This is a genomic window from Streptomyces sp. CA-288835 (assembly GCF_050936385.1).
In the GTDB taxonomy this organism is placed as follows: Bacteria; Actinomycetota; Actinomycetes; order Streptomycetales; family Streptomycetaceae; genus Streptomyces.
This window is the reverse complement of record NZ_JBNJMW010000001.1, coordinates 7,112,081-7,138,000: the sequence shown is the minus strand read 5'-3', so window position 1 is coordinate 7,138,000 and position 25,920 is coordinate 7,112,081. Positions and strand designations below refer to the sequence as shown.

General features: G+C 69.2%; 18 protein-coding genes, 3 tRNA genes and 1 pseudogene. 9 read left to right on the top strand and 13 right to left on the bottom strand.

The annotated features are described in order from the left end of the window. Window positions 1-930, bottom strand: a complete 930-nt coding sequence (locus ACQEVY_RS32275) for a LysR family transcriptional regulator (protein WP_432952900.1) — start codon at window positions 928-930, stop codon at window positions 1-3. 251 nt (window positions 931-1,181) lie between these two features. On the opposite strand from ACQEVY_RS32275, the gene ACQEVY_RS32270 reads away from it, so the two are divergent. Genes ACQEVY_RS32270 through ACQEVY_RS32260 form a run of 3 tightly spaced genes read left to right on the top strand, consistent with a single transcriptional unit; the run spans window position 1,182 to window position 4,548 of the window. Beyond that, window positions 1,182-2,423, top strand: coding sequence for an acyl-CoA dehydrogenase family protein (locus tag ACQEVY_RS32270; protein WP_432952899.1), 1,242 nt, complete (start codon window positions 1,182-1,184; stop codon window positions 2,421-2,423). Further along, entirely contained in the window at window positions 2,420-2,992 is a 573-nt protein-coding gene (locus ACQEVY_RS32265) for a flavin reductase family protein (RefSeq protein WP_432952898.1), read from the top strand. Before ACQEVY_RS32270 ends, ACQEVY_RS32265 begins: the two co-directional genes overlap by 4 nt. 26 nt (window positions 2,993-3,018) lie before the next feature. Next, window positions 3,019-4,548: an acyl-CoA synthetase gene (locus ACQEVY_RS32260; protein WP_432952897.1), complete on the top strand. Its 1,530-nt coding sequence runs from the start codon at window positions 3,019-3,021 to the stop codon at window positions 4,546-4,548. Between the two features lie 623 nt (window positions 4,549-5,171). Here ACQEVY_RS32260 and ACQEVY_RS32255 read toward each other — a convergent pair. From ACQEVY_RS32255 to ACQEVY_RS32245, 3 genes are all read right to left on the bottom strand, one after another. Then, window positions 5,172-5,756, bottom strand: coding sequence for a TetR family transcriptional regulator (locus ACQEVY_RS32255; protein ID WP_432952896.1), 585 nt, complete (start codon window positions 5,754-5,756; stop codon window positions 5,172-5,174). 81 nt (window positions 5,757-5,837) lie between these two features. After that, complete coding sequence (locus ACQEVY_RS32250; RefSeq protein WP_432952895.1) at window positions 5,838-6,743, bottom strand: alpha/beta hydrolase; 906 nt, start codon at window positions 6,741-6,743, stop codon at window positions 5,838-5,840. Between the two features lie 377 nt (window positions 6,744-7,120). Beyond that, window positions 7,121-7,645, bottom strand: coding sequence for a hypothetical protein (locus tag ACQEVY_RS32245; protein WP_432952894.1), 525 nt, complete (start codon window positions 7,643-7,645; stop codon window positions 7,121-7,123). Between the two features lie 10 nt (window positions 7,646-7,655). Between ACQEVY_RS32245 and ACQEVY_RS32240 the strand changes: the two are divergent. Beyond that, a pseudogene (locus ACQEVY_RS32240) lies at window positions 7,656-7,943 on the top strand (IS30 family transposase); the annotation flags it as partial. A 692-nt stretch (window positions 7,944-8,635) separates the two neighbouring features. Here ACQEVY_RS32240 and ACQEVY_RS32235 read toward each other — a convergent pair. The 3 genes from ACQEVY_RS32235 to ACQEVY_RS32225 all read right to left on the bottom strand — a co-directional run bounded on the left by ACQEVY_RS32235 (window position 8,636) and on the right by ACQEVY_RS32225 (window position 9,027). After that, a tRNA-Ile gene (locus ACQEVY_RS32235) sits at window positions 8,636-8,709 on the bottom strand. A 167-nt stretch (window positions 8,710-8,876) separates the two neighbouring features. Then, window positions 8,877-8,949 (bottom strand) — tRNA-Asn (locus ACQEVY_RS32230). A gap of 5 nt (window positions 8,950-8,954) precedes the next feature. Continuing rightward, window positions 8,955-9,027, bottom strand: a tRNA-Asn gene (locus tag ACQEVY_RS32225). 148 nt (window positions 9,028-9,175) lie between these two features. Here ACQEVY_RS32225 and ACQEVY_RS32220 point away from each other — a divergent pair. The 4 genes from ACQEVY_RS32220 to ACQEVY_RS32205 all read left to right on the top strand — a co-directional run bounded on the left by ACQEVY_RS32220 (window position 9,176) and on the right by ACQEVY_RS32205 (window position 14,970). Further along, complete coding sequence (locus ACQEVY_RS32220; RefSeq protein ID WP_328771794.1) at window positions 9,176-9,484, top strand: YtxH domain-containing protein; 309 nt, start codon at window positions 9,176-9,178, stop codon at window positions 9,482-9,484. A 153-nt stretch (window positions 9,485-9,637) separates the two neighbouring features. Beyond that, the gene (locus ACQEVY_RS32215) at window positions 9,638-11,089 is read left to right on the top strand and encodes an FGGY family carbohydrate kinase (protein ID WP_432952893.1); all 1,452 of its coding nucleotides are present in this window, start codon (window positions 9,638-9,640) and stop codon (window positions 11,087-11,089) included. Between the two features lie 219 nt (window positions 11,090-11,308). Continuing rightward, on the top strand, window positions 11,309-13,042 hold the full coding sequence (locus ACQEVY_RS32210; RefSeq protein WP_432952892.1) for an ABC transporter ATP-binding protein: 1,734 nt from the start codon (window positions 11,309-11,311) through the stop codon (window positions 13,040-13,042). Further along, window positions 13,042-14,970 (top strand): ABC transporter ATP-binding protein, encoded by a 1,929-nt coding sequence (locus ACQEVY_RS32205; RefSeq protein WP_432952891.1) that lies wholly within the window; start codon window positions 13,042-13,044, stop codon window positions 14,968-14,970. Before ACQEVY_RS32210 ends, ACQEVY_RS32205 begins: the two co-directional genes overlap by 1 nt. Window positions 14,971-15,601: 631 nt before the next feature. Here the strand turns inward: ACQEVY_RS32205 and ACQEVY_RS32200 are convergent. The 5 genes from ACQEVY_RS32200 to ACQEVY_RS32180 all read right to left on the bottom strand — a co-directional run bounded on the left by ACQEVY_RS32200 (window position 15,602) and on the right by ACQEVY_RS32180 (window position 23,067). Next, window positions 15,602-16,921: a sigma-70 family RNA polymerase sigma factor gene (locus ACQEVY_RS32200; protein ID WP_432952890.1), complete on the bottom strand. Its 1,320-nt coding sequence runs from the start codon at window positions 16,919-16,921 to the stop codon at window positions 15,602-15,604. 125 nt (window positions 16,922-17,046) lie between these two features. Then, window positions 17,047-18,948 carry a DNA primase gene (dnaG, locus tag ACQEVY_RS32195; RefSeq protein ID WP_432952889.1) on the bottom strand — a complete coding sequence of 634 codons (1,902 nt, stop codon included), beginning with the start codon at window positions 18,946-18,948 and terminating at the stop codon, window positions 17,047-17,049. 46 nt (window positions 18,949-18,994) lie between these two features. Continuing rightward, a complete protein-coding gene (locus ACQEVY_RS32190) occupies window positions 18,995-20,260 on the bottom strand; it encodes an NAD(P)/FAD-dependent oxidoreductase (RefSeq protein ID WP_432952888.1) in 1,266 nt (421 codons plus the stop codon). Between the two features lie 252 nt (window positions 20,261-20,512). Then, window positions 20,513-21,835, bottom strand: a complete 1,323-nt coding sequence (locus tag ACQEVY_RS32185; protein WP_432952887.1) for a deoxyguanosinetriphosphate triphosphohydrolase — start codon at window positions 21,833-21,835, stop codon at window positions 20,513-20,515. 329 nt (window positions 21,836-22,164) lie between these two features. Further along, the gene (locus ACQEVY_RS32180) at window positions 22,165-23,067 is read right to left on the bottom strand and encodes a sirohydrochlorin chelatase (RefSeq protein ID WP_432952885.1); all 903 of its coding nucleotides are present in this window, start codon (window positions 23,065-23,067) and stop codon (window positions 22,165-22,167) included. 173 nt (window positions 23,068-23,240) lie between these two features. Between ACQEVY_RS32180 and ACQEVY_RS32175 the strand changes: the two genes are divergently transcribed. After that, window positions 23,241-23,978 (top strand): SanA/YdcF family protein, encoded by a 738-nt coding sequence (locus tag ACQEVY_RS32175; protein WP_432952884.1) that lies wholly within the window; start codon window positions 23,241-23,243, stop codon window positions 23,976-23,978. 87 nt (window positions 23,979-24,065) lie between these two features. Here the strand turns inward: ACQEVY_RS32175 and ACQEVY_RS32170 are convergent, their stop codons facing one another. Continuing rightward, a complete protein-coding gene (locus ACQEVY_RS32170) occupies window positions 24,066-25,706 on the bottom strand; it encodes a multicopper oxidase family protein (RefSeq protein WP_432952883.1) in 1,641 nt (546 codons plus the stop codon). Between the last annotated feature and the right edge of the window lie 214 nt (window positions 25,707-25,920).

Sequence of the window (25,920 nt, the reverse complement as noted above, 5' to 3'; positions counted from 1 at the left end):
CTACCGGGCGAGTTCGGCGTACGGAACGCCGGTCGCACGTCGGGCCACCCGGCGTGCGAGCTCGGCGAAGGCCGGGGCGGCGGGCGAGTGACCGGCCTCCGGAAAGGCGACGGCGGCCACCAAGCCGAGGGGCTCCTTCGGAGCGACGTTCTCCACTCCCGGGTGCGGGAACATCCGGGTGGCCGACAGCGGCATCAGTCCCACCATGTGCTGGTAGGCGATCTTCAAGGCCACGTCCTGGGCCGAGCGGGCGTGGAAGCCGACCGTCGGGGCGTCGTCGTCCCCGTTTCGTCCGCCCACCCAGAAGTCGAGGCCCGGCTCGGGGGTGACCCAGGGCTGGTCGAAGACCTCGGTCACGTCCACCGCGGCTGCCGAGGCCAGCGGATGCCCCTTCCACAGCGCGAGGGAAGCGGGCTCGGTGAAGATCGGTACTCGTGTCAGGCCCGGCATGTCGACGTTCAGGGGCAACAGCGCCACGTCGTACTCGCCGGCCAGCAGCGGGGCGAGACCCTGGTGGAAGTCCGCTTCGTGTACCCGGATCGTGACGCTGGGATACCGCTCGCAGAACGCCTCGATGACCGGATGAGTGAGTTCGGCCAGAGCCACGCCGTAGCACGCGACCCGCACCTCGTCCCGTTGCCTGGCCCGGATGGCGCCCGCGGCGGCGGAGAGCCGCTCGGCGTCGGCCAGCACCTCGCCCGCCCGTTCGAGCAGTTCCGCACCGTCGGCGGTGAGCGCCACATGCCGTTTGTCGCGGTCGAACAGCCGGACGCCCAGCTCACGCTCCAGGGAGGCGATCGAGCGCGTCAGCGCGGGCTGGGTGAGGTGCAGCCGCTCGGCGGCGACCCTGTAATTCAGGGTCTCGGCGAGCGCCGAGAAATGGCGCAGGTTCCGGAGTTCCACTCCGCCCTCCAGAAAGGCGAGGTCCACGGCGTTGTGGTCCGGGTCAGGTTACAGCGCGCTTCCCCGCACGTCACCAGGCAGAAACGTCCGGCTTTCCCGTCACCCCTCTCCACGGCATTTACCACGCCCCCGGCGCGCACCGAAGGTGCGCTGGATCGCTGACCTGCTGTGATGCATGGCGCTCATCAGCGGCATGGGCACTGGCATTGGACGGCCCTTCGCCGCGCTGCCGACACTCCATTCAGGCCGACACAGAACAGCAGCGGATGGGGTGCGAATTGTCCGGGACAACCGAGGCAGCCGAAAAAATCATCGAGATTCCTCAGCCGGAACCGGACCTGACACCGGAGGAACTGGTGCGCCGGGCCGTCGGCATGAGGACCTGGCTGCGGGACCGTCAGGATGAGACCGAACAGCGGACCGGCATCTCCGAGGACACGCACAAGGCGTTCCTGGAGGCCGGCTTTTACCGGGCCCTTCAGCCACGCCGCTTCGGCGGTTACGAGTTCGATCTGCGGACCTACTCCCGGATGGTCACCGAGGTGGCCCGCGGCTGCCCGTCCAGCGGATGGAACCTGTGTCTGGCCGCCTCCCACAGCCTGGTGGTGGCCGGCCGCTTCCCCGAGAGCACCCAGCGCGAGGTGTTCGGGCCGGACGGCGACTTCCGGGCCCCGTTGCCGATCGCCCCGAGCGCCACAGCGACGAGGACCCCCGACGGGTACCTGGTCAACGGCCGCTGGGACTACGCCTCCGGGGTCAACGTCTCCACGCACTTCCTCGGCGGTGTGCTCATCGTCGACGAACAGGGCGGCATGCCCACGCAGGGCCTGGTGCTCGTCCCCTCCGGCTGGCGGATGCTCGACAACTGGGGCGAGATCCTGGGCTTCCGCGGCAGCGGCTCCAACAGCGTCGTGGCCGAGGACGTCCTCGTCCCGCACGAGTACGTGTCCAGGACCCACCTCCTGGCGAACGACGCCACCGACGGACCAGGTGTCGAACTGCACGGCAACCCGATGTACGCGGGCCGGCTGATGGCGTTCTTCAACATCCAGCTGTGTTCGATCGTGGCGGGCACCGCCTGGGCCGCGGTCGACGAGTACCAGCGGATCATCACCACCAAGAACAGCCCGCTGCCCCCGTTCAAGCCGCGCAGCCACGACCCTGAACACCAGCGCAACTTCGGACTGGCCACGGCCCTGGCCGACAGCGCGCAGCGGATCATCCTGTCGGTCGCCGACGACTACACCGCCTACGCGGCCCGGGGCCTGGCAGGGGGCGAGCCCTTCTCCGAACTGGACGACCAGGCCCTCTCCCTCACGGCCCGGCAGTCCGGCCAACTGGCCTGCCAGGCCGTCGAGATGCTGGCCTCGGCCAGTGGCTCCAGCGGGCTGGCGAACGGCGAGCGCATGCAGCGGTACCTGCGCGACGTCGCCACGTACAAGACGCACATCAACGCGCAGCACGGCTGGTGGGCGACGGGGTACGGCCGCTCTCTGCTCGGCGTGGAGACTCCGTCGTGAACCGGTCGACGCCCGCCGCGACGGCGCCCGGCGGCGGCCAGGCGGACGACCCCGGCCGGTTCCGGCACGTGCTCGGCCACTACCCGACGGGTGTCACGGTGGTCACCGCGACCGCACCCGACGACACCCTGGTCGGCATGGTCATCGGCTCGTTCACCTCGGTGTCCCTGGACCCCCCGCTCGTCGCGTTCTTCGCCGGCCGCTCCTCCACGACCTGGCCCAGGATCATGGCCGGCGGCGCCTTCTGCGTGAACGTGCTGGCCGCCGGCCAGGAGGACCTCTGCCGGGACGTCAGCGCCAAGGCACCCGACGTCTTCGACCGCCACCCGTGGCGCAGCGCGGCCTCGGGCAGCCCCGTCCTGGCGGGCGTCGTCGCCTGGATCGACTGCGACATCGCCGACGTGTGGACCCTCGGCGACCACTACTTCGTCCTCGGCCGCGTCCGGGAACTCGGGGTGGAGAAGGCCGGCGCGGCACCGCTGGTCTTCTCCCGGGGGCGGCTCGCCCCGTTGCCCCCACACCGGGACCACGACGACTCAACCGACTACACATGGCCCGACTGGCTCTGAGAGATCTGAGAGAAGAGAGACGCACCATGCGCAATCAAGGGCTCGGCTCGTGGCCCGTGCGGCGCGCCCGCATGGCACCAGAGGCCACCGCCGTCGTGCACGACGGCGGATCCCTGTCCTACGGAGAGCTGGCCGCGCGCGTGACGCGGCTCGCTCACGCCCTGCGTGCCCTGGGGGTCGGACACGGCGACCGGGTGGCCTACCTCGGCGCGAACCATCCGGCCCTGGCGGAAACCCTGTTCGCCACGAGCGCGCTGGGCGCCGTCTTCGTCCCGCTCAACACCCGCCTCGCGGCACCCGAATTGGCCTTCATCCTGGGCGACTCGGGAGCGTCGGTGCTGGTGTTCGGGGCCGAACTCACCGACGTCGTCGACGCATTCAGGGACGACGCCGAGGTGAAGCACTACGTCGAGGTGGGGAAAGCGTACGAGGAGCTACTCGCGAGCGCGCCGGACGACCCCCTGGACGAGACGGTCGGCCTGGAGGAAGTGTGCATGATCCAGTACACCTCCGGCACCAGCGGCCGTCCCAAGGGCGTCATGCTCACCCACGCCAACATCGCCTGGAACTGCTTCAACATCCTGCTGGACGTGGACATCACCACCGACGACGTCGCTCTGGTGGTGGCACCGATGTTCCACACCGCCGCCCTCAACACCGTCTTCCTACCGGGCTTCCTCAAAGGAGGGACGTCGGTGCTGATGCGCGGCTTCGACCCGGAACGGGTGCTCGACGTCATCGACGAGCACCGGGTGACAAGGATGTTCGGCGTGCCCGCGATGTACCAGGCCATGGCCCGGTCGCCGCGGTGGGCGACGGCCGACCTGTCCTCGATCCGGATCCTGATGTGCGCGGCGGCACCCGTACCCAAGACCCTCATCCACACGTACCAGGACCGTGGCCTGACCTTCCTCCAGGCGTACGGCCTGACCGAGACCGCTCCCGCCGCGCTGGGACTGCGCGCGCGGGACAGCATCCGCAAGGCCGGCTCGGCCGGCACGCCCTGCTTCTTCACCGACGTACGCGTGGTGCGCCCCGACCTCACCGATGTCGCACCGGGCGAGGTCGGCGAGGTGATCATCGAGGGCCTCAACGTGATGAAGGGCTACTGGCAGTGGCCCGAAGCCACCAAGGACGCCTTCGTCGAAGGAAGTTGGTTCCGCTCCGGGGATGCGGCCACCGTCGACGAGGAGGGGTACGTCACGATCGTCGACCGGATCAAGGACATGTACATCTCCGGCGGAGAGAACGTCTATCCGGCCGAGGTCGAGCAACTCCTCTACCAGCATCCCGCGGTCGCCGAATGCGCGGTGATCGGCGTACCCGACGAACGATGGGGCGAAGTGGGCAGAGCGCTGATCGTGCCCCGCGCGGGCTCCGACGTGTCGCCCGACGACATCATGGACTCCCTGTCCGGCCGACTCGCCAAGTACAAGCTCCCCAAGTCGGTCGTCCTCGTCGACACCCTCCCCCGCAACGCCACCGGCAAGATCCTCAAGGCCCGCCTGCGCAGCCAGTACGGCTCCATACCAGACCGCGGCGCCGAGGAGGCATGACGCCAGGCTCCGCGCGTGGGACGCGGGCCCAGCCCCGGCCCACCGTACGGGATCTTCTCGATGCCTCCGAGCGCGTGCAGCTCACCAGCGGAGACCACGGCGGGCCGAAGGACAAAAAGTCGAAAGGCCGGCGTAAGACCAGCAGCCTCGACGGCAAGGCCTCACGCGCCGCCCGTCTGCGCGAAGTCGAACGCTTCCGGGATCCCATCCTGTCGGCAGCCCCTCGCCACCGCTCTTGGGCGTCCACCGGTCGGCCAGGAGGTCGATTCCGTCGGGCATCGGGACACGAAGATCCCGCTCGACGACCAGGTCCCGGGTCGGCGGCGCGGCCAGCTTCAGCCGGCGCTGGACGAGGTGACTGAGCAGGCTCATGGGGGGGTCTCCAGGTCTGGTGTGCTGGTGGTGGGGCTCAGGGCGGCGATGAGGACCGACAGCATGCGCATGAGTCGGTCGGTGAATGCCTGGGGTTCCAGCGGCTCCCGGAAGGCGTTGGTACAGCCAGTGACGTCCACACCGTCCCGAGACAGAACAACCAGGCGACGGCGAATGGATCGCGCAGCACCACCCCAGGCCCCGCGTCGCTCAGGCGATCTGTTGCGCCTGGCCGGTCTCATGAATGGTGTTCAGCTGGTCATGAGCCTGCGCACCACCTCGATCAGCGCCTCACGGTGCTCGGTGAGCCGCTGCGCCGACCAGATGTCGTCCGTTGCCCCCGAGTCGGTATCGCGTTGCGCAGCGAAGATGTGATGCCAGGCGCTGGCCAGGCCGTACAGGATGACGGCGAGGTCGACCGGGTTGAAGGTGGTGTCGATCCGCCCTTCGTCCCGCGCGGCGGTGAGCGGGGCGAGGGCGTGTTGGTAAGAGCCGATATTCTTGCCGCCTTGGCCAAGGGGGCGTTCAAGCTGTTTCCAGGCGGCCAACCGCATGAGGTCTGGGTGGGAGATGATGTAGTCGAAGAGGCGGCCTACGTAGCCCGGCAGATCGTCGGCGTCCAGCGGGACTGCCGCCATCACCTCGACGTGCCGTTGGTCCATCACCGCGTCGAACAGCCTTTCCTTGTCACCGAAATACGCGTAGATGCGTTCCTTGTTCAATTTGGCGTTGCTCGCGATGCGAGCGACCCTGGCGCCGGCCAAGCCATGTGCGGTGAACTCGGAGGCGGCGGCGTCGAGCAGCCGGGCTCTGCTCGCGCTGGAATCAGACATCATGCGCTGCAGGATAATAGAGGCGTGAAACCTTCTTGTTCACCTTTGCACCGCCCTCGGTAGTGCCTACCGGAGCAAGGTGAGTCACAGACTCTGGCTGAAGAACTCTGCCAGTTTGTCGGCTGCCTGCTTGACGTACTGGTCCAGATCGTACAGGTCGAGGTGCGAGGCCCCGTCGATCAGGAAGAGCTCCTTGGGTTCCGCGGCAGCCGCGTACGTCGCTTCATTGTGAGACTGGCTGGTGGATTCGGTGCCGACAATCAGCAGAAGGGGATGTGGCGCGATGAGACTGACCACATCCAATGCGGAAAAGGTCAGCTGCTTCTCCAGCGACCAGGCCAGCGTCTTGTTCTCCCATCGGGGGTGAGCCCCGCGCGTTGAGTCGTAGTAGTAGTCCGGAACTTCCTTGAGGGGAGCGAACGCGTTCTCGACCTCCGGGCCCGGGATGAGGGGCCAATACGTGGGTTCGTCTCCGCGTGAGAACGCCTGCCTGGCCGCACCGCAAGCCTCCAGCATGGCGACCAGAACACCGTGGTCGGAACCTGTCTGCTCGTGAAACACGCCACGCTGATCCCCCACTCCGCTCACAGTGGCGACGGCCTTGATCCGGCGATCGGTGGCTGCCGCGGCGGGCGCATAGCCACCCCCGCCGCAAATGCCCATAGCGCCGATACGGTCCGGATCCACCTCCGGGCGGTTACGGAGATAACTCACTGCGTTCTTGATGTCTTCGATCTTCGCGAACGGGTCCTCGTCGTAGCGGGGAAAGCCTTCGCTCTCGCCATACGACCGGTGATCGAAGGCCAGGGCAACGAAACCCCGGTCGCGCAATTCACGGGCGTAGCGACCGGAAGTCTGCTCCTTGATCCCGCCCCCCGGGGCCACCGTCACCACGGCGGCCCGCTTCTGACCCTCCTTGTAATCCTCCGGAAGGTAGAGGTGGCCCGCGACAGTGATACCGCCGCTGCGAAAGTGAACGTCGATAGGCACGGTGTGCTCCTTGCTCGTTTCTGGGTTCCGGGGCCGAAGGGGCCTTCCGGCTCAGCGCGGTTGGTCACGCAGCGGCTGAGCGCCGAGTCAACCGATCGGATGATCCGACACTACAGAACCATGCCCAATAGGGCAACCAACCGGTTGGTTGCCCTATTGGGCATGGTTCTGTGCAATGAGGCGGCCGTTGGGCGGTGGAGGCCTCCCCGAAGGCCGGGGTAGTTAGCGTTTTCGCTGGTCACGCAAGTGGGGCTGGGGGTCATGGTGTTGCGGCGTAGAGACCGGGTCCGGACTTGTGGACGAAGCCGCTGGCGGCCCACCGATTCAGTTGCCTGTACATGCTCCCCGGGCTGACGTCGCCGAAGTGGGCAGCGATTTCACGGGGTTGCCAGAAGCGAGTGGGGTCTTCCTGGTGGAGTGTCAGGGTGCGGTGTCGGCGCCGCGTGGCAGGGGTAGCGTGCCGGTCGTCCCGGGAAAGCCGTGGGCAGCGCGGGTTGATCCACGGGTTCGGGGACGGTGACGTTGAGGCGGGTCATGGTGCGGCTGCTGTCGGGCCGGCCGGCGGCGTGGCGCTCGCTGCAGTGGGACATCGGTGACTTGACCTTGCGGGTGCTGACCCGCTGCCGCCTGGGCTGAAGCAGGCCGGCCAGGATCCGGCGGCCGATCGTCCCGAGACGGGTGTCCCGATCGGTGTCCGCGCTGACGATACCCGTGGCCTGGCTCACCCGGTCACGGGTGGTGTGGAGCGTGATGCCGAAACAGCAGCGGTCCGGGCCGGCCCCGCGGAGGGACTCGGCGGCACCGACCATCACAGTGCGGAGGGCCTGGTAGAGCGTGAGCGGGGGCGACACCTCCTGCTCGATGCCTGCCGGGTCGCCCGAGCGGAGGGTGCTCCCGTTCATGATCGTGTGGCGGAGCGCGTACCAGGACCGGCTGTCCGGCGCCGTCTGTCTCCCGGGTGGACAGTCCGTGGCGGGCCCCGAGGTTCCGCCGTGGAAGGGCCGGAGCAAGGCTCGCCGACAGGATCGCGGGTGGGCAACGTCGTGGAGCCCGGAGCAGATTGCGAACCGGTTGAAGGCCGACTTCCCCGAGGGCTATTCCGTGCGGATCTCGCACGAGGCGATCTACCAGGCCCTGTTCTTCCAGGGCCGGGGTGCCTTGAAGCGTGAGCTGGTCGCCTGCCGGCGGACCGGCCGTGCGCGAGCCAGCGTCAGCGCGCACGGATAGGCATAGCCACGGCGGGCGGTGGCTCCCGAACAGGGTCGATCTGCTCTGCCTTCTCCGCAGCTCCCTGTCCGATCACCTCAACCACACTCGATCTCGACGGCCCGAAAGCCGTCGAGTATCCCGGAGGGGCCGTTTTCTGTTCGGGCCGTTTCCGGACAGCCCAGGGCGCTCGACGGCGCCGCAGTCACTGAGAAGCAGTGGCGACCACCACTCTCCGGCGCAGGGATCCTCAGTACCCGGATCGCCGATCGGCCCCGCCATCAGCAACACGCGCCGTCCCGCCACCGGCAGCACCAAGACGCACCACCATCCACTACGCCCGGTGCGCCCGGCGCCGACCGGAAACATCGCGGACGGCGGCGCACAGCCAGCGGATGAGAAGCGCCCCGACCCTGGATCCCACACACGCGACGCATGGTGTCGGCACCGTCTTGGTCCCTGTCTGGTCCCTGGACCTTGGCTTCGAGCCCCCGGGGCAGCGGACCCGGAGGCCGACGACAGCCTTGAATACCTGTTCCGTCGCAGGTCAAAGCGATCAAAACACTTCCGAGCACCACAGACCGGCGAGATCCCGAACTCGCGAGCAGCGGATTCAGTCCGTTCAGGCAAAGTTGACGCTCCGACCCCCAAAATGAACGTTTCCGCAGGTCAGAGGCCTGCGCAGGTGGGGCGGGTGGGACTCGAACCCACGGCCGACGGATTATGAGTCCGCTGCTCTAACCGGCTGAGCTACCGCCCCGTCTACGGCGCGTCGCGCACATTTGTGCGCGCCGTCTGCCGCAGCATAGCCGCTCATACGATCTCCTGCTTCGGCTGGTCGGCTACGCACGACCATGAGGACTGCGGCGCAGGCCGCGCGGTTCCGCCGGACATGAAAAAGGACCCCTGAGGGGTCCTCTTCCGCTGCTCTCCCGACTGGACTCGAACCAGTAACCTGCCGGTTAACAGCCGGCTGCTCTGCCAATTGAGCTACGGAAGATCGAGCTCCCCCGACTGGACTCGAACCAGTAACCTGCCGGTTAACAGCCGGCTGCTCTGCCAATTGAGCTACGGAGGATTGTCTCGCTGCATCGAACGTACCTCCCTGGGTATTCGCCAGAGGGCGGGCGCTCGCTGCGACACATACATTAGCGCAAGCAGGGGGGTGCTCCGCCAATCGGTTCTTCCCCCGCGACCGATGCCGACTCAAGGGAAGGGTGGCCGTCATGCGCTATCGACTGACGTTCGTTGCCGGACTGGCCCTGGGTTACGTGCTGGGCACCCGGGCAGGGCGCGAGCGTTACGAGCAGTTGAAGAAGTCCGCGCGGGAGATCGCGCAGAACCCCGCCGTGCGCAACACCGCGGAGTCGGCCGCCCAGCAGGGCCGGCAGTTCGCGGGAAAGGCCTACCACGTGGTGAGCGAGCGAGTCGGTGACCGTGTCCCGGATTCGGTGGCCGAGCGCGTGCGGCATCTGCGCGAGCGGAACACGAACGGTGCGGCGGCTCACGATGACTGGGGCACCAGTAATACGTAGGTGCACGAGTGGCACGTAACACGTACAACGGAGTGCCCTGCGCCACGTGCGGGGCTCGATACCGGTGACACATAGCAGGTCAGGGCACAAGCGGTACGAGGGCCTCCGGCAGAGCGGCGCGGTGGGGTCCGGCGGTACGGCAGAATTTCCGCCATGGGGATAGTCGCCGGGCTGGACAGTTCGCCCGATTTCACTCGCATCGTCGTCTGCGACGCGGACAGCGGAGCCGTGCTCAGGCAGGGGTATGCCCCGCATCCGCTCGACGGCGCCGAGGGCGGTCGGCCCTCCGACGTGGATCCGCAGGCCTGGCTGCTGTCCCTGGGCGAGGCGGCGGGTGGCGGGCTCCTCGAAGGTGTCCAGGCCATCGGTGTGTCCGCGCAGCAGAGCGCGCTGATTCCGCTGGACACGCAGGGCAATACGGTGCGTCCGGCGCTGGTCGGCGGGGACAAGCGGGCGCAGGTCTGCGCCGCCGAACTGGTCGACGCGCTCGGTGGCCGGGAGGCGTGGGCGCAGGCCGTGGGCACCGTGCCGGGGGCGGCTCAGCCGGTGACGAAGCTGCGCTGGATGGTGAAGAACGAGCCGGATGCCGCATTGCGTACGGCCATGCTGATGCAGGCGCACGACTGGCTGGTGTGGCAGTTGCTGGGCAGACCGGCCCGGCGGACCACGGACCGGGGCGATGCCTCGGGTACGGGGTACTGGTGCGCTGTGAACGGTGTGTACCGGCCCGATCTGGTCGAGCTGGCGCTGGGGCATCAGGCGCTGCTGCCGGATGTGCTCGGTCCGGCGGAGGCCGCGGGGACGACGCCCGAGGGGCTGCTGATCTCGGCGGGGACGGGCGAGACCATGGCCGCGGCGTTCGGCCTGGGGATCGGGCTCGGGGACGCGGTGGTGTCGCTCGGCGCCTCCGGGTCCGTGATGGCCGTACACCATGAGGCGCTGGTCGATCCGTCCGGGATGATCACCTCGCTCGCGGACGCGACGGGGATGCATCTGCCGGTCGTCACCACGCTGAATGCCGTACGGACGCTGCGCGGGAGTGCCGAACTCCTCGGGCTGCCCGACCTGGAGAGCCTGTCGGACCTCGCGATGAAGTCGACGCCGGGCGCCCATGGACTCGTACTGCTGCCGTACCTGGAGGGCGAGCGGGTGCCCGATCTGCCGCATGTGGCGGGGACGTTGGCGGGGTTGCGGCGGGAGTCGATGCGGCCCGAGCATCTGGCGCGGGCGGCGTTCGAGGGCATGTTGTGCGGGCTCGCGGACGCGCTGGACGTACTGCGTCGGCGGGGGGTGGAGGTGCGGCGGATCTTTCTGCTGGGTCCTGCCGCCGAGTTGCCGGCCGTGCAGGCCTGTGCGCCCGCGCTGCTCGGTACGCAGGTTGTGGTGCCGCAGTCCGCCGACTACGCGGCGATCGGCGCGGCGCGGCAGGCCGCCTGGGCGCTCGGCGCCTCGCAGGGCACCCTCGATCCGCGGCAGCCGCCCGTCTGGCAGGGCGCGACCGCGCAGATCCTGGACCCCGGCGACGATGTGGCGGTGGGGGCGGCGGTGCGGCAGCAGTACACGTCGGTACGGGACCAGACGCACCCGGGCGCGGTCAGGCTCTGACCGGACCGTCCCGGACCGTCCCGGCGTACGACCGTACGTACGCCTAGACCCACGGCCGTACGCCCTAGCTGGCGGCCACCGGAGTCGGGCGTTCCGGACGGTTTGGGAGGTTCTTGGAACGCTGTTGGCTTAATTGGTTGGGGTAACGCCGGTGGAATGTTCGACGATGAGGCGTGGTGCGTCACCACTCACCCCTGTCGCCGACTCCGAGAGACCAGCGTGCTCATACGACTCCTGCGTGCCCATCTCAGGCCGTACAAGAAGGCCATCGCCTTACTCGTGCTGCTGCAGTTCCTCCAGACCTGCGCCACCCTCTATCTGCCCACCCTGAACGCGGACATCATCGACGACGGCGTCGTGAAGGGGGACACGGGCTACATCCTGACCTTCGGCGCGTTGATGATCGGCATCTCGCTGGTGCAGGTCGTCTGCAACATCGGGGCCGTCTACTACGGCGCCCGTACGGCCTCGGCGGTCGGCCGGGACATCCGGGCCGGCGTCTTCGACCGGGTGCAGTCGTTCTCCGCGCGTGAGGTCGGCCGCTTCGGGGCGCCGTCGCTGATCACCCGCACCACGAACGATGTGCAGCAGGTGCAGATGCTGGCCCTGATGACGTTCACGCTGATGGTGTCGGCGCCGATCATGTGCGTGGGCGGCATCGTGATGGCGCTCGGTCTGGACGTACAGCTGTCCGGAGTGCTCGTCGCCGTCGTGCCCGTCCTCGGTATCAGCGTGACGTTGATCGTGCGGCGGTTGCGCCCGCTGTTCCGCACCATGCAGGAGCGGCTCGACAACGTGAACCGGGTGCTGCGCGAGCAGATCACCGGCAACCGCGTCATCCGCGCCTTCGTCCGGGACACATACGAGGAGGAGCGCTTCCGCAAGGCCAACGTCGACCTCACCGAGGTGTCGCTGGGCACCGGGCGGATTCTGGCGCTGATGTTCCCGATCGTCATGACGGTGGTGAACGTCTCGTCGATCGCGGTGGTGTGGTTCGGTGCGCACCGTATCGACAGTGGCGGGATGCAGATCGGTGCGCTGACCGCGTTTCTCGCCTATCTGATGCAGATCGTGATGGCCGTGATGATGGCCACCTTCATGTTCATGATGGTGCCGCGCGCCGAGGTCTGCGCCGAGCGCATCCAGGAGGTCCTGGACACGGACAGCAGTGTCGTGCCTCCGGCCGATCCTGTACGGGAACTGCGGCGGCATGGTCATCTGGAGGTGCGTGGGGCCGGTTTCCGTTACCCGGGCGCGGAGGAGCCGGTGCTGAAGTCCATCGACCTGGTGGCGCGGCCCGGCGAGACGACCGCGGTGATCGGGTCGACCGGCAGCGGCAAGTCGACGCTTCTCGGGCTGGTCCCGCGGCTTTTTGACGCCACGGACGGTGAGGTCCTCGTCGACGGCGTGGACGTACGGACCCTTGAACCGCGGCTGCTCGCCCGCACCGTGGGCCTCGTACCGCAGAAGCCGTATCTCTTCGCGGGCACGGTGGCCACGAATCTGCGGTACGGGAATCCGGACGCGACCGACGAGGAGTTGTGGCACGCGCTGGAGGTGGCGCAGGCCAAGGGCTTTGTGGAGCGGCTGGAGAACGGGCTCGACTCCCCCATCGCGCAGGGCGGCACGAATGTGTCGGGTGGTCAGCGGCAGCGGCTCGCGATCGCCCGGACCCTCGTACAGCGCCCGGAGATCTACCTCTTCGACGACTCGTTCTCGGCGCTCGACTACGCGACGGACGCGGCCCTGCGGACGGCGCTGGCGCGGGAGACCGCCGAGGCGACCGTCGTGATCGTCGCGCAACGCGTGTCGACGATCCGTGACGCCGACCGGATCGTCGTACTCGACGAGGGGCGGGTCGTGGGGACGGGCCGTCACCGCGAGTTGATGGCGGACAACGAGTGCTATCGGGAGATCGTGCTCTCCCAGCTGACGGAAGCGGAGGCAGCCTGATGGCCGGGCCCATGGCGCGGATGATGGCCGGGGGCGGCCCCGACCAGCAGTCGATGGACTTCAAGGGATCCGGGAAACGGCTGCTGGCGCAGTTCAGGCCCGAACGGGCCACGATGTACGGGATGTTGCTCGCCGTCGTGCTGAGTGTGGGCCTGTCGGTGCTGGGCCCGTGGATCCTCGGACGGGCGACCGACCTGGTCTTCGCGGGCGTCGTCGGACGGGAGATGCCCGAGGGCGCCACGAAGGCCGAGGTGCTGGAGTCCATGCGGGAGCGTGGTGACGGCGGTGTGGCCGACATGCTCTCCGGTACGGACTTCACGCCGGGCAAGGGCATCGACTTCACCGCGGTCGGTGAGGTGCTGGGGCTCGCGCTGCTGGTGTTCGCGGCGGCCGGGCTGCTGATGGCGGTGGCGACGCGGCTGGTCAACCGGGCCGTCAACATGACCGTGTACCGGATGCGGGAGGACGTGCAGACGAAGCTGTCGCGGCTGCCGCTGTCGTACTTCGACCAGCGGCAGCGCGGTGAGGTGCTCAGCCGGGCGACCAACGACATCGACAACATCGGTCAGACGCTTCAGCAGTCGATGGGGCAGCTCGTCAACTCGCTGCTCACCATCGTCGGCGTACTGGTGATGATGTTCTGGGTGTCGCCGCTGCTGGCGCTGGTCGCGCTGGTGACGGTGCCGCTGTCGTACGTCGTCGCCAAGTCGGTCGGCAAGCGCTCGCAGCCGCACTTCGTGCAGCAGTGGCGGTCCACCGGCAAGCTCAACGCCCACATCGAGGAGATGTACACCGGGCACACGCTCGTCAAGGTCTTCGGGCGGCAGGACGAGTCGGCGGCTCAATTCGCTGAGCAGAACGAGAAGTTGTACGAGGCCGGGTTCAAGGCGCAGTTCAACAGCGGGATCATGCAGCCGCTGATGATGTTCGTGTCGAACCTCAACTATGTGCTGGTGGCGGTGGTCGGCGGGCTGCGGGTCGCGTCCGGCGCGCTGTCGATCGGTGATGTGCAGGCCTTCATCCAGTACTCGCGGCAATTCTCGATGCCGCTCACCCAGGTCGCGTCGATGGCGAACCTCGTGCAGTCGGGGATCGCGTCGGCGGAACGCATCTTCGAGTTGCTCGACGCGGAGGAGCAGGAGGCGGATCCCGTGCCCGGGGTTCGGCCGGAGGAAGTGCGGGGCCGGGTCGCGCTGGAGCACGTCTCCTTCCGCTACGACCCCGAGAAGCCGCTGATCGAGGACCTGTCCCTGAAGGTCGAGCCCGGCAACACGGTCGCCATCGTGGGCCCGACGGGGGCGGGCAAGACGACGCTGGTGAATCTGCTGATGCGGTTCTACGAGGTCACGGGTGGGCGGATCACGCTCGACGGCGTCGACGTCGCGAAGATGTCCCGCGACGAACTCCGGGCCGGGATCGGGATGGTGCTCCAGGACACCTGGCTGTTCGGGGGGACGATCGCGGAGAACATCGCGTACGGGGCCTCTCGCGAGGTCACACGCGGGGAGATCGAGGAGGCGGCGCGGGCCGCTCATGCGGACCGGTTCATTCGTACGCTGCCGGATGGCTACGACACCGTGATCGACGACGAGGGGTCAGGGGTCAGCGCGGGTGAGAAGCAGCTGATCACGATCGCGCGGGCGTTCCTGTCGGATCCGGTGATCCTTGTGCTGGACGAGGCGACGAGCTCGGTCGACACCCGGACCGAGGTCCTGATCCAGAAGGCGATGGCGAAGCTGGCGCATGGGCGGACGTCGTTCGTGATCGCGCATCGGTTGTCGACGATTCGGGATGCGGACACGATTTTGGTGATGGAGAACGGGGCGATTGTGGAGCAGGGGGCTCACGAGGAGTTGTTGGGGGCGGAAGGGGCTTATGCGCGGCTGTATCAGGCGCAGTTTGCGGAGGCTGTGGTGGAGGTGGAGTGACGGTTCCCGCCGGGGGTTCGCGGGGGTGGGTTTCGCCCCCGCCGCCCCTACCCATTCCCGTCCACCGGGCTTCGCCCTGGACCCCACCGGGGCTGCGCCCCTGGACCCCCCACGGGGCTTCGCCCCGGACCCCGTTTCGGGGGCCAGCCCCCGGGCCCCGGTCCTCAAACGCCGGACGGGCTGATTTTTGCGCTGGGCGGGCTGATTTTCGCCGGGCCGGGGCCTCGGTGAGCAATCGGCCGAGGGGGCATGCCGAGGGCGCGCCCACGACGCCTCCCGGTCGGCGTCTAGCCCGCCGCGGGGGGGGGCCGCCCGAGCCGGTGCCGCCGGCCGGGCTGGCTTTCCGCCGGACGGCGCTGCTTTCAGCCGGGCGGGCTGATTTCAGCCCGTCCGGCGTTTGAGGACGAGGCCGCCAGGCCGATGGGGGCCTGGGGCGCAGCCTCAGCGGGGTACAGGGGCAGAGCCCCGGTGAGGTACAGGGGCAGAGCCCCGGTGAGGTACAGGGGCGGAGCCCCTGGCGGGGGTCCGGGGGCGGAGCCCCTGGCGGGGGTCCGGGGGCGGAGCCCCTGGCGGGGGTCCGGGGCAGCGCCCCGGGATGGGACGGGTAAGGGCGGCGGGGGCGACATCCCCCTCAGTCCAAGTAACCCCGCAGCTGGTCCGCGAACGCATGGTCCCGGAGCTTGTTCAGGGTCTTTGACTCGATCTGGCGGATTCGCTCCCGCGTGACGCCGAAGATGCGGCCGATCTCTTCCAGCGTGCGCGGGCGCCCGTCCGCGAGGCCGTAGCGGAGTTGGACTACCTTGCGTTCGCGTTCGCCGAGCGTCGACAGGACCGCCTCCAGGTGCTCCCGCAACAGCAGGAACGCCGCCGACTCCACCGGGCTCGTCGCGTCGCCGTCCTCGATCAGGTCGCCCAACGCGACGTCGTCCTCCTCGCCCACGGGCGCGTGCAGGGACACCGGTTCCTGGGCCAGGCGCAGGACCTCGCTGACCCGCTCGCTGGGCAGGTCGAGCTGGCCGGCGACCTCCTCGGGGGTCGGCTCGTAGCCGCGTTCCTGGAGCATGCGCCGCTGGACGCGGACGACGCGGTTGATCAACTCGACGACGTGGACGGGGACTCGTATGGTCCGGGCCTGGTCGGCGAGGGCGCGGGACATGGCCTGCCGTATCCACCAGGTCGCGTACGTCGAGAACTTGTACCCGCGGGCGTAGTCGAACTTCTCGACGGCCCTGATCAGGCCCAGATTCCCCTCCTGGACGAGGTCCAGCATGGTGAGCCCGCGCCCCACGTACCGCTTCGCGACCGAGACCACGAGCCGCAGGTTGGCCTCGATGAGGCGGCGCTTGGCCATCCGCCCCATGACCACCAACTTGTCGAGGTCGAGGGCGAGTTGGCTGTCCAACTCGGGAGCCGGGGTGCGCGCCAGCTTCTCCTCGGCGAAGAGGCCCGCCTCGACGCGGCGCGCGAGCTCGACCTCCTCGGCGGCGGTGAGGAGAGGGATGCGGCCTATCTCGCGCAGGTACTGGCGGAACAGGTCCGAGGACGGGCCGCCGGTGTCGGCCGCACGGCCGCGAGGTGGCAGCGTCTCGACAGGCGGCGGCTCGGGGGCCTCGGTCTCGACGACCGTCGTCCCGACGGCACCGGCGGGCGGCTCGTCGGGATCGTGCGGCGGGCCTCCCGCCTCGGCTTCGGGATGATGCGCGACACGGCTCTGTTGCGGAACCGCCGGGATGACGTCCGCCTCCGCGTCCGTCGTGTTGTCGGTCTGGGTCAGGGTCTGGGTCTGCACGGGGGCGACCTCCAGGATGATCGCTGCTGAGGCGTACGGCAGCGGTACTTCGCGAACGGACTCGGCGGCCGCGCCGCCATCCGTCCCGTACACGTTGAGCGGAACCGCGGGGATGGAGGACCCGTCGCGTTCGGGTCGGCCGCGCTCCGAGGACTCAGGCACCGGAACCAGTGTGGAGTACGACACATCCTCGCCACGAGGGGCGTGCGGTGACTTTTTGAGTCCGGTCTGTGACCGGGTGGTTACCCACACGTACGAGGAGACGTCACAGAGGGCACAAGCCCCGGTCAGAGCGCTGCCGCGCCCCGTTCGCGCAAGGCCTGTCCGTACTGCTGGAGGACCCACAACTCGTTCTGTACGGCGGCCAGATGGGCCGGGTCGCCCTGGGCGCTGGCGCGGGCGAGGGTGCCCTGGACCTCGTGGATGCGACGGTCGACGGCCCGGCGGCGCACCATGACGAGCTGATCTCCCGCGTACAGCTCGTCGACGGTCTTGCGCATGATGGCCTCTACGGCCAGCTCCGTGACCATGGCGCGGACCGCGTTGTCCGGGGCGGCCTCGCGGACCCGGATCAGATACTCCTGGGGGTCCTGTACGCCGTACTCCGCGCCGCCCGCGTCCATGATCGCCTGGCGTACGGCCGCGTACGGCGGGGCGGTGAACTCGTCGATTCCGTACGCGTCGAAGGCCGGGGAGACCAACTCGGGGCGCTGGAGGGCGAGTTTGAGCAGCTCGCGCTCGGTGGCGTAGACGGGGTTGCGGAGGTTGAGGGCGGGGCCCGAGGGGGCCTGGCGCGGCGCCATGTCGTACGAGGGCTGTCGGCTCGACGTCGGCGCCGGGCCTCTGCCGCCGCGGTCGCGGGCCCAGCGCGCCAGCTGGGCCACGCGCTTGACCACGAACTGCGTGTCCAGGATGCCGAGCATGCCCGCGAGCTGTACGGCGACCTCGTGCTGGGCGCCGCTGTTCTTGATGCGGGCCACGATGGGCGCCGCCTCGTCGAGGGCGGCGGCGCGGCCCGCGGGGGTCTCGAGGTCGTAGCGGGCGACGATCTGGCGGAGCGCGAACTCGAAGAGCGGGGTGCGGGGTTCGGCCAGGTCGGCGACCGCCTCGTCGCCCTTCGCCAGGCGCAGCTCGCAGGGGTCCATACCGTCCGGCGCGATCGCGATGTATGTCTCGGCGGCGAACTTCTGGTCGTCCTCGAAGGCGCGCAGGGCCGCCTTCTGGCCGGCCGCGTCGCCGTCGAAGGTGAAGATGACGCGTGCGCTGCCGTTGTCCATGAGGAGACGGCGGAGGATCTTGATGTGGTCGCCGCCGAAGGCCGTACCGCAGGTCGCGATCGCGGTGGTGACGCCGGCCAGGTGGCAGGCCATGACGTCGGTGTAGCCCTCGACGATCACGGCCCGGCTGGTTTTGGCGATGTGCTGCTTGGCGAGGTCGATGCCGTACAGGACCTGGGACTTGCGGTAGATCGCGGTGTCGGGGGTGTTCAGGTACTTCGGGCCGTTGTCCGACTCGTAGAGCTTGCGGGCGCCGAAGCCGACGACGTCCCCCGCGATATCGCGGATCGGCCACATCAGCCGGCCGCGGAAGCGGTCGATGGGGCCGCGGCGGCCCTCCTGAGCGAGGCCGGAGAGGAGGAGCTCCTTGTCGGTGAAGCCCTTGCCGCGCAGATAGCGGGTGAGGTGGTCCCAGCCCTGCGGGCTGTAGCCGACGCCGAAGTGGGCGGCGGCGGCCTGGTCGAAGCCGCGCTCGGCGAGGAACTTACGGCCCGTGTCGGCCTCGGAGCTGGTGTCGAGCTGCTCGATGTAGAACTGGGCGGCGATCTTGTGGGCCTCGACCAGGCGGATGCGCTCGCCGCGCTGGTGGGAGGGGTTGTAGCCGCCCTCCTCGTACCGCAGCGTGATGCCCGCCTGGCCGGCCAGGCGCTCGACCGCCTCCGAGAAGGAGAGGTGGTCGATCTTCATCACGAAGGCGATGGTGTCGCCGCCCTCCTGGCAGCCGAAGCAGTGGAAGAGCCCCTTGCTCGGGCTGACCTGGAAGGAGGGCGACTTCTCGTCGTGGAACGGGCACAGGCCCTTGAGGTTGCCCCCGCCCGCGCCCTTCAGCTGGAGGTACTCGGACACCACGGCGTCGATCGGAACCGCGTCCCGAACCGCCTTCACGTCCTCGTCGTTGATCCTTCCGGCCACGCGTGAATTCTACGGGGACGGTGTGACAGTCGAGCACCGTCGACTGTCACGAGACGAGGTTGTCCAGCGGAACATGCGGGTCCGCAAGTGCCTCCATGTCCACCTGTGCCCTGGAGCGGATCAGCTGTTGGATCGGCTCCGTGACGTCCCACACATTGACGTTCATCCCGGCGAGCACCCGGCCCTCCTTCATCCAGAAGGCGATGAACTGCCGCTTGCCCGCGTCTCCCCGGATCACCACTTGGTCGTACGAGCCTGGGGGCGCCCAGCCCGAGTACTCGAGCCCCACGTCGTACTGGTCCGAGAAGAAATAGGGCACCCTGTCGTACGTCAGCTCGCGGCCGAGCATCGAACGGGCCGCCGCGGGTCCGCCGTTGAGGGCGTTGGCCCAGTGCTCGACGCGCAGCCGGACGCCGAAGAGGGCGTGGTGGTAGGAAGCCACGTCGCCGGCCGCGAAGATGTCGGGGTCCGAGGTGCGCAGCCGCTCGTCGACCGCGATGCCGCCGCCCTGCGAGCGGTCTACCAGGGTGAGGCCCGCGGCCTCGGCGAGGCCGGTGCGCGGGGCGGCGCCGATCGCGGCGAGCACGTCGTGGGCGGGGTGTTCCTCACCGTCCTCCGTGCGGGCGGCCAGGACCATGCCGTCCTGGCCGATGATCTCGGTGAGGCGGGTGCCGAAGTGGAAACGGACGCCCCGTTCGGCGTGCAGATCGGTGAAGATCTGCCCGATCTCGGGGCCGAAAACTCCGTACAGCGGAGTGGGCTGGGGCGCGACGACGGTGACCTCGGCGCCGTACTCGCGGGCCGCCGCCGCGACCTCCAGGCCGATCCAGCCGGCGCCCGCGATGACGATGTGGCCGTTGTCACGGCCCAGGGCGGCGAGGACGCCCTTGAGGCGCTCGGCGTGGGCCAGGCGGCGCAGATGGTGGACGCCGGCCAGGCCGGTCCCCGGGATGTCGAGGCGCCGGGGCTCGGCGCCGGTCGCGAGCAGCAGCTTGTCGTAGCGCACGAGCGTGCCGTCATCGCCGAAGTGGACCGTCTTCGCGGACGGGTCGACCGCGTCTACGGTCTGGCCGAGATGCAGCTCGATGTCGTTGCGGGCGTACCAGGCGGGCTCGTGGACGAAAACGCTGTCGCGTTCCTCCTTGCCGAGCAGGTAGCCCTTGGACAGCGGGGGGCGCTCGTACGGGTGGTCGCGCTCGTCGCAGATCAGTATCACGCGGCCGGTGAAGCCCTCCGTGCGGAGCGTCTCGGCCGCCTTTGCGCCGGCCAGCCCTCCTCCGACGATGACGAATGTCTGATCCGCGTCGACCACTTGATGCCTCCTCGTAAATATGCCGCTACGTCTGAGCCTCCCGCACGTGGCGTGGTGCGGGAAGGGGGAGTGACCCGATCAGGCCACGGGGGGGGTCACGTGTGGGTGGCGCGTGGGTGGCGCCTGCGGCGGGCTTTTTCCCCAGCCCCGCCCCTTCCCGAAACTGGGGGCTCCGCCCCCAGGCCCCCGTATCGGCCTTCGGCCTCGTCCTCAAACTCCCCCAGCTACCGCTGGGAGGTGCCCCCAGACGGGCTAAGACGCCAGCCGTGCGTGTAGGGAGCGGGCCGACGCGTCCGTCAAGGAGGCGATCTGGTCGACCAGCACGCGTTTGCGGGCTCTGTCGTCCGGGGCCTCCTCGTACAGGGCGCGGAACTGGGGGTCCAGGCCCTCGGGGGCGCGGGCCGTCAGCGCTTCGGCCAGTTCGGCTACCACGATTCGCTGGTCGGCGCGGAGTCGCTCCTGCTCGGCGCGTTGCATGACGTACCGGTCGGCTACTGCCTTGAGGACCGCGCATTCCAGGCGTGCGCTTCTCGGTACGACCAGCTCGGCGGCGTATCTCGTAAGCCGTCCCGTGCCGTACGCCGCCCGGGTGGCGCCCTCCGCTGCCAGGCAGAAGCGGCCGATGAGCTGGCTCGTGGCGTCCTTCAGGCGGGCCTGCGCTACTGCCGTTCCGTCGTAGCCGTGCGGCCACCACTCCTGGGCGAGGAGGCGGTCGAGGGCCTCGGCCAGCTCGGCGGGGTCGGTGTCGGCGGGTACGTACCGGCCGATCGCCACCGCGAAGACCGACTGCCGCTCGGGCTCCGCGTACAGGCAGCCGGGGTCGATATGGCCGGCGTGCAGTCCGTCCTCGACGTCGTGCACGGAGTACGCCACGTCGTCGGACCAGTCCATGACCTGGGCCTCGAAGCAGATGCGGTCGTCGGGGGCGCCCTTGCGGACCCAGTCGAAGACCGGGCGGTCGTCGTCGTAGACCCCGAACTTCGGTGACCCCGGATCGGTGGGGTGCGCGCCGCGCGGCCAGGGGTACTTGGTGGCTGCGTCGAGGGCGGCGCGGGTGAGGTTGAGGCCGACGCTGATGACGCCGTCGGTCTCCGGGCTGTTGACGAAGCGTTTGGGTTCGATGCGGGTCAGTAGGCGCAGGGACTGGGCGTTGCCCTCGAAGCCGCCGCAGTCGTGTGCGAACTCGTTCAGGGCCTGTTCGCCGTTGTGGCCGAAGGGTGGGTGGCCCAGGTCGTGGGAGAGGCAGGCCGCCTCTACGAGGTCCGGGTCACAGCCGAGGGCTGCGCCGAGCTCGCGGCCTACCTGGGCGCACTCCAGGGAGTGCGTCAGCCTCGTACGGGGGCTGGCGTCCCAGGCCTCGCTGCGGGTGCCGGGCGTGACTACCTGGGTTTTGCCTGCGAGGCGGCGTAGTGCGGCGGAGTGCAGCACTCGGGCGCGGTCGCGTTGGAAGGCGGTGCGGCCGGGGCGCTTGTCGGGTTCGCCGGCCCAACGCTCGACGGCTGCCTCGTCGTACGCACCGTCGTGCGCGTTGCCTCCGGCGTGGTCTTCGGGTGCCCTTGGTGCGGTGCCTGCCATGTCTCGACATTAAGCGTCGGCAGTGACATTTGGCGCCGCCGGATTGGGGTGCCTACTCGTCTGCCGGGTTCTGTGTCGCTTGCGGGTGCGGGTTATCGGTGGCTTGTCGCGCAGTTCCCCGCGCCCCTTTCAGGGGCGCTTCCCTCGCCCGGAGGGATCAGGCGGACCCCAGTTCCAGGCGCACGCCAAACTCAGGCGGGACGCCAGATTCAGGCAGACGCCAGGCTCAGGCGGACGCCAGTCTCCAGCGAGTGGCCAGGCTCAGGCAGACGCCGAGCTCAGGCAGGACGGCAAGTTCAGGCGGACGCCAGTCAGGCAGGACGGCAAGTTCAGGCGGACGCCAGTTGGGGTGCCGCCGCAGTCGTCGGCGTCGCCAGTGCCTGGTCATAGCGGTGTAGGACCAGGCGGGCCATCGATGGATGGGCGCCCAGGGGGGCCGCTGCTATCCAGGGGGCCGCCTCTGCGCACTCTGTGGAGAAGCGGCCGGGGGCTGTGAAGTAGGAGGCGATTGCTATGCGGTGGCGGCCTCGGGCGGCCAGGGCGCGGACTGCGTGCGGGACGGTGGGTGCGGCGGCGGAGGCGTACGCGGGGATGACCGGGACGCCTAGGCGCTCGGCCAGGAGGCCCGCGGTGCGGCGAGTGTCGATGGCTGCCTCCGGGTCGCGGGAGCCGGCGGCGGCCAGCACGATTCCGCTGGTGCGGCGGTCGGTGTGGGTCATCCGGGTTCGCCAGCCGGCCTCGACCAGGCGCTCGTGCAGCGTCTCCACGAGGAGCGGGTGGGGGCCTAGCGGCGCGGCGACCCTGGTGTTTGCCTGGGCCGCGGCCGCAGCCTCCGGGATGTCCTGCTTGACGTGGTAGCCGCGGCTGAGCAGCAGCGGTACGAGGACCGCGTCGCCGGTGCCGAGGGAGGCGAGCGTGTCGGGCAGCAGGGGCTCGTTCAGCTCGATGTGGCCGAGGTGCACGGGCAGGGAGGGGCGCAGCTCTCGGACCTTCTCGATGAGCGCACGGATGGTGCTCAGCGCCCTCGGGTCACGGCTGCCATGGCCCACCAGGACGAGCGCGGGCGGCGCGGAACGCCGCGTCCCGTCGGGCGAGACGAGGCTGAGCTGGCTGCCGAGCTGGCTGGTGATCCGGTTCATCAGTTGCGCCGTACTGTCGAGGTGAGCGCCCCAGAGATGCTGGCCACCGGGGCGTGTGGTGGACTCGTCGCGCGGAGGGTTCGACGCCGTCATGAACTGATGGTGGCGGTACGACGTTGCCGCCCCGTTGCGCGGGAATGACAGGTGTTTTCCGGGGGTTCACGGCGGGGCGAGGACGGTCGTGAGGTGGCCAGGGGCCGGAGGGGAACCGGATCACCCTCCCCAACGTTCTCTTCGACGAGGCCACTGACCTGGGAGGATACCGGATGCTGCAGCTGAGGCCGGCCCGGCTGCGGTGGCGTCGAACGCGGCTGCTGCGCCTCCTTCCGCTGCTGAGACCGCGGTTGCCGCGAACCCGTACGGGGCAGCGCCGGACCGTGCAGGCGGTGATGCTCGGGTGCGTACTGGCGCTGCTCCCCTCGACGTGGCTGTTCCTTGCGGCGGACGACCGGCTGGGAACCGTACGGGGCGTGCCGCGGACCGACGTGGCGATGGTGTTCGGCGCCGGACTGCGGGGCGAGCGGCCCTCCCCGTACCTCGCCCACCGTCTGGACGCGGCGGCCGAGCTGTACCGCTCGGGCCGTATCGAGGTCGTCCTGGTCACCGGCGACAACAGCCGGGAAGACTATGACGAACCTGACAGCATGCGGACTTACCTCACCGAGCGCGGCGTCCCCGACCGGCGCATCGTCAGCGACTACGCCGGCTTCGACACCTGGGACTCCTGCGTCCGCGCCAAGGAGATCTTCGGCATCGACGAGGCCGTGCTCATCAGCCAGGGCTTCCACATTCGCCGTGCGGTCGCCCTGTGCGAGGAAGCGGGCGTCACGTCGTACGGCGTCCCCGCCGAGGGTGACCGGCGTGACGGAGTCTGGTACTACGGCGCCGTCCGGGAGCTCCTCGCGGCGAGCAAGGCGGCTACGGAGGCGGTGTTCGAGCCCGATCCGCGGTTCCTGGGGCCGGAGGAGCCGGGGGTGTCGCGAGCCCTGGCGACGGCCAGGTAGCCGATAGCCGAGGCACAGCACACCTCCCGTAGTCGTCCCGCCCCCGTCACTCCCGTCGCCCCGTCCCCCCGTCGTCATGACCGCACGTCAATGTCCCGCGTGCGCGTCCTGTCCACCATCGGCTCCACCGGCTCCGTCGACTCCACCGGCGTCCGGCTGCCCGGCCCGCTGGCCCTTCTCGACCACCGCGAACTGGCCCATCATGCCCTCGTCCTCGTGGTAGAGGAGATGGCAGTGGTACATGTACGGGGTGTCCGGGTCGGCCGGGCCCTCGAAGCTCAGCGCCAGCTTCATCGTCGTACCGTTCGGCAGGAAGACGGTGTCCTTGGGGCCCCGCAGATCCGGCGGCGGGGTCTTTCCGTTCACCTCCAGGACGCGGAACTGCACATCGTGGACATGGAAGTTGTGGGGCATGCCGTTGGTGTTGCGGACGGTCCAGGTCTCGGTGGTGCCCCTGGTGACCGTCTCGTCTATTCGGTCCATGGCCATCTTGCGTCCGTTGATCCCCGACTTCTTCAGGTCGAAGTGGCGGGCGCGCACGGCGTCCGTACCGTCCGGCACCTCCAGTTCGCCCAGCTTCTGCGGCAGTTCGGGCGAGGGGCGGAGCTTCGCCGCGGCCCGTAGTTTCAGGATGTCGAAGGAGTCGTCGCCCCCGCCGAACCGGGTGTTCCAGGCGTCCCCGTAGTTGTCCTGCGGGAAGCTGCGCAGGGTGGTGCGCTCGCCGGCCCGCATCCGTACGACGATCTCGGCGCGCTCCCCGGGCGAGAGCTGAAGCCGCTCGGTCTGCACGGGGCTTTCCAGAAGGCCGCCGTCGGTCGCTATCTGCGTATAGCGGCGGTTGTCATCGAAGCCGAAGGAGTACGTCCGGGCCGTCGAGGCGTTGAGCAGCCGCAGCCGCACCAGTTCGTCCCGTACTTCTCGGTGCGGGTCGAGGGTGCCGTTGACCATGGTGCGGTCGCCGAGGAAGCCGACGTTCTGCATGATGCCGCGTCCGTGATCGAACTCGGCGCCGTCGAACTTGACGTCCTGCACGATGACGGGCAGATCGTCGACGCCGTACTTCTTCGGCAGCGGCAGGGCGGAGGACTTGTCGTCGTCGAGGAGGAACATCCCGGCGAGGCCGCGCTGGACGTGCCGCTCGGTTCGCCCGTGGGGATGCGGGTGGTACCAGAGGGTGGCGGCGGGCTGGTCGATCTTCCACGACGGCGTCCATGTGCCGCCCGGCCGCACCATCTGATGCGGACCGCCGTCCATCCGTGCGGGGAGGTGCATGCCGTGCCAGTGCACGGTCGACGGTTCGGCCAGCTTGTTGCGCACTCTGAGCTCGACCTTGTCGCCGCGTTCGGCACGCAGGGTGGGGCCGAGGTGGTCGCCGTTGAACCCCCAGGTCTTGGTCCGCTGGCCCGGACTGAACTCCTTCTCGCCGGCGTGCATTTCGAGGTCGAAGACCTTGGTGCCGTCCGCCTTGACCCGGCTGGGTTCGGCGAGCGGCGGGATGGCGAGCTCATTGCCGAAGGAGCCCTTGCCGACCGTGCTGGTATCGGCGCTGGTCCACAGCCAAGCCAGCCATCCACCGAACGCGGCGATCAGCACGGCCACGACCGTGACAAGGGTGACCAGAACCCGCTTGAGCCTCCGGCGCCCCTTCTTCTTCCCGGCCGTGCCCCCTTCGCCGCTCCCGCCCACCGTCCCTGCTGCCCCTGTCGTCCTCGTCCCCGATGTCGTCATGCTTCGACGATCTCGGCCCGAGGGCACCCCGGACATCCGGGCACCGCCCTGACCCGACCCCCGCCTTTCCCCTACGGGACCCGGCCCCACAACCCGCACATGACGCGGGGGCGGCGGACCGAAAACCCCGTCCGCCGCCCCCGCTCACTCACCGGATCAGCTCATCCCGCTCACCGGGTCAACTCACCCGGCTCGCCGGACTCGCCCGACTCAC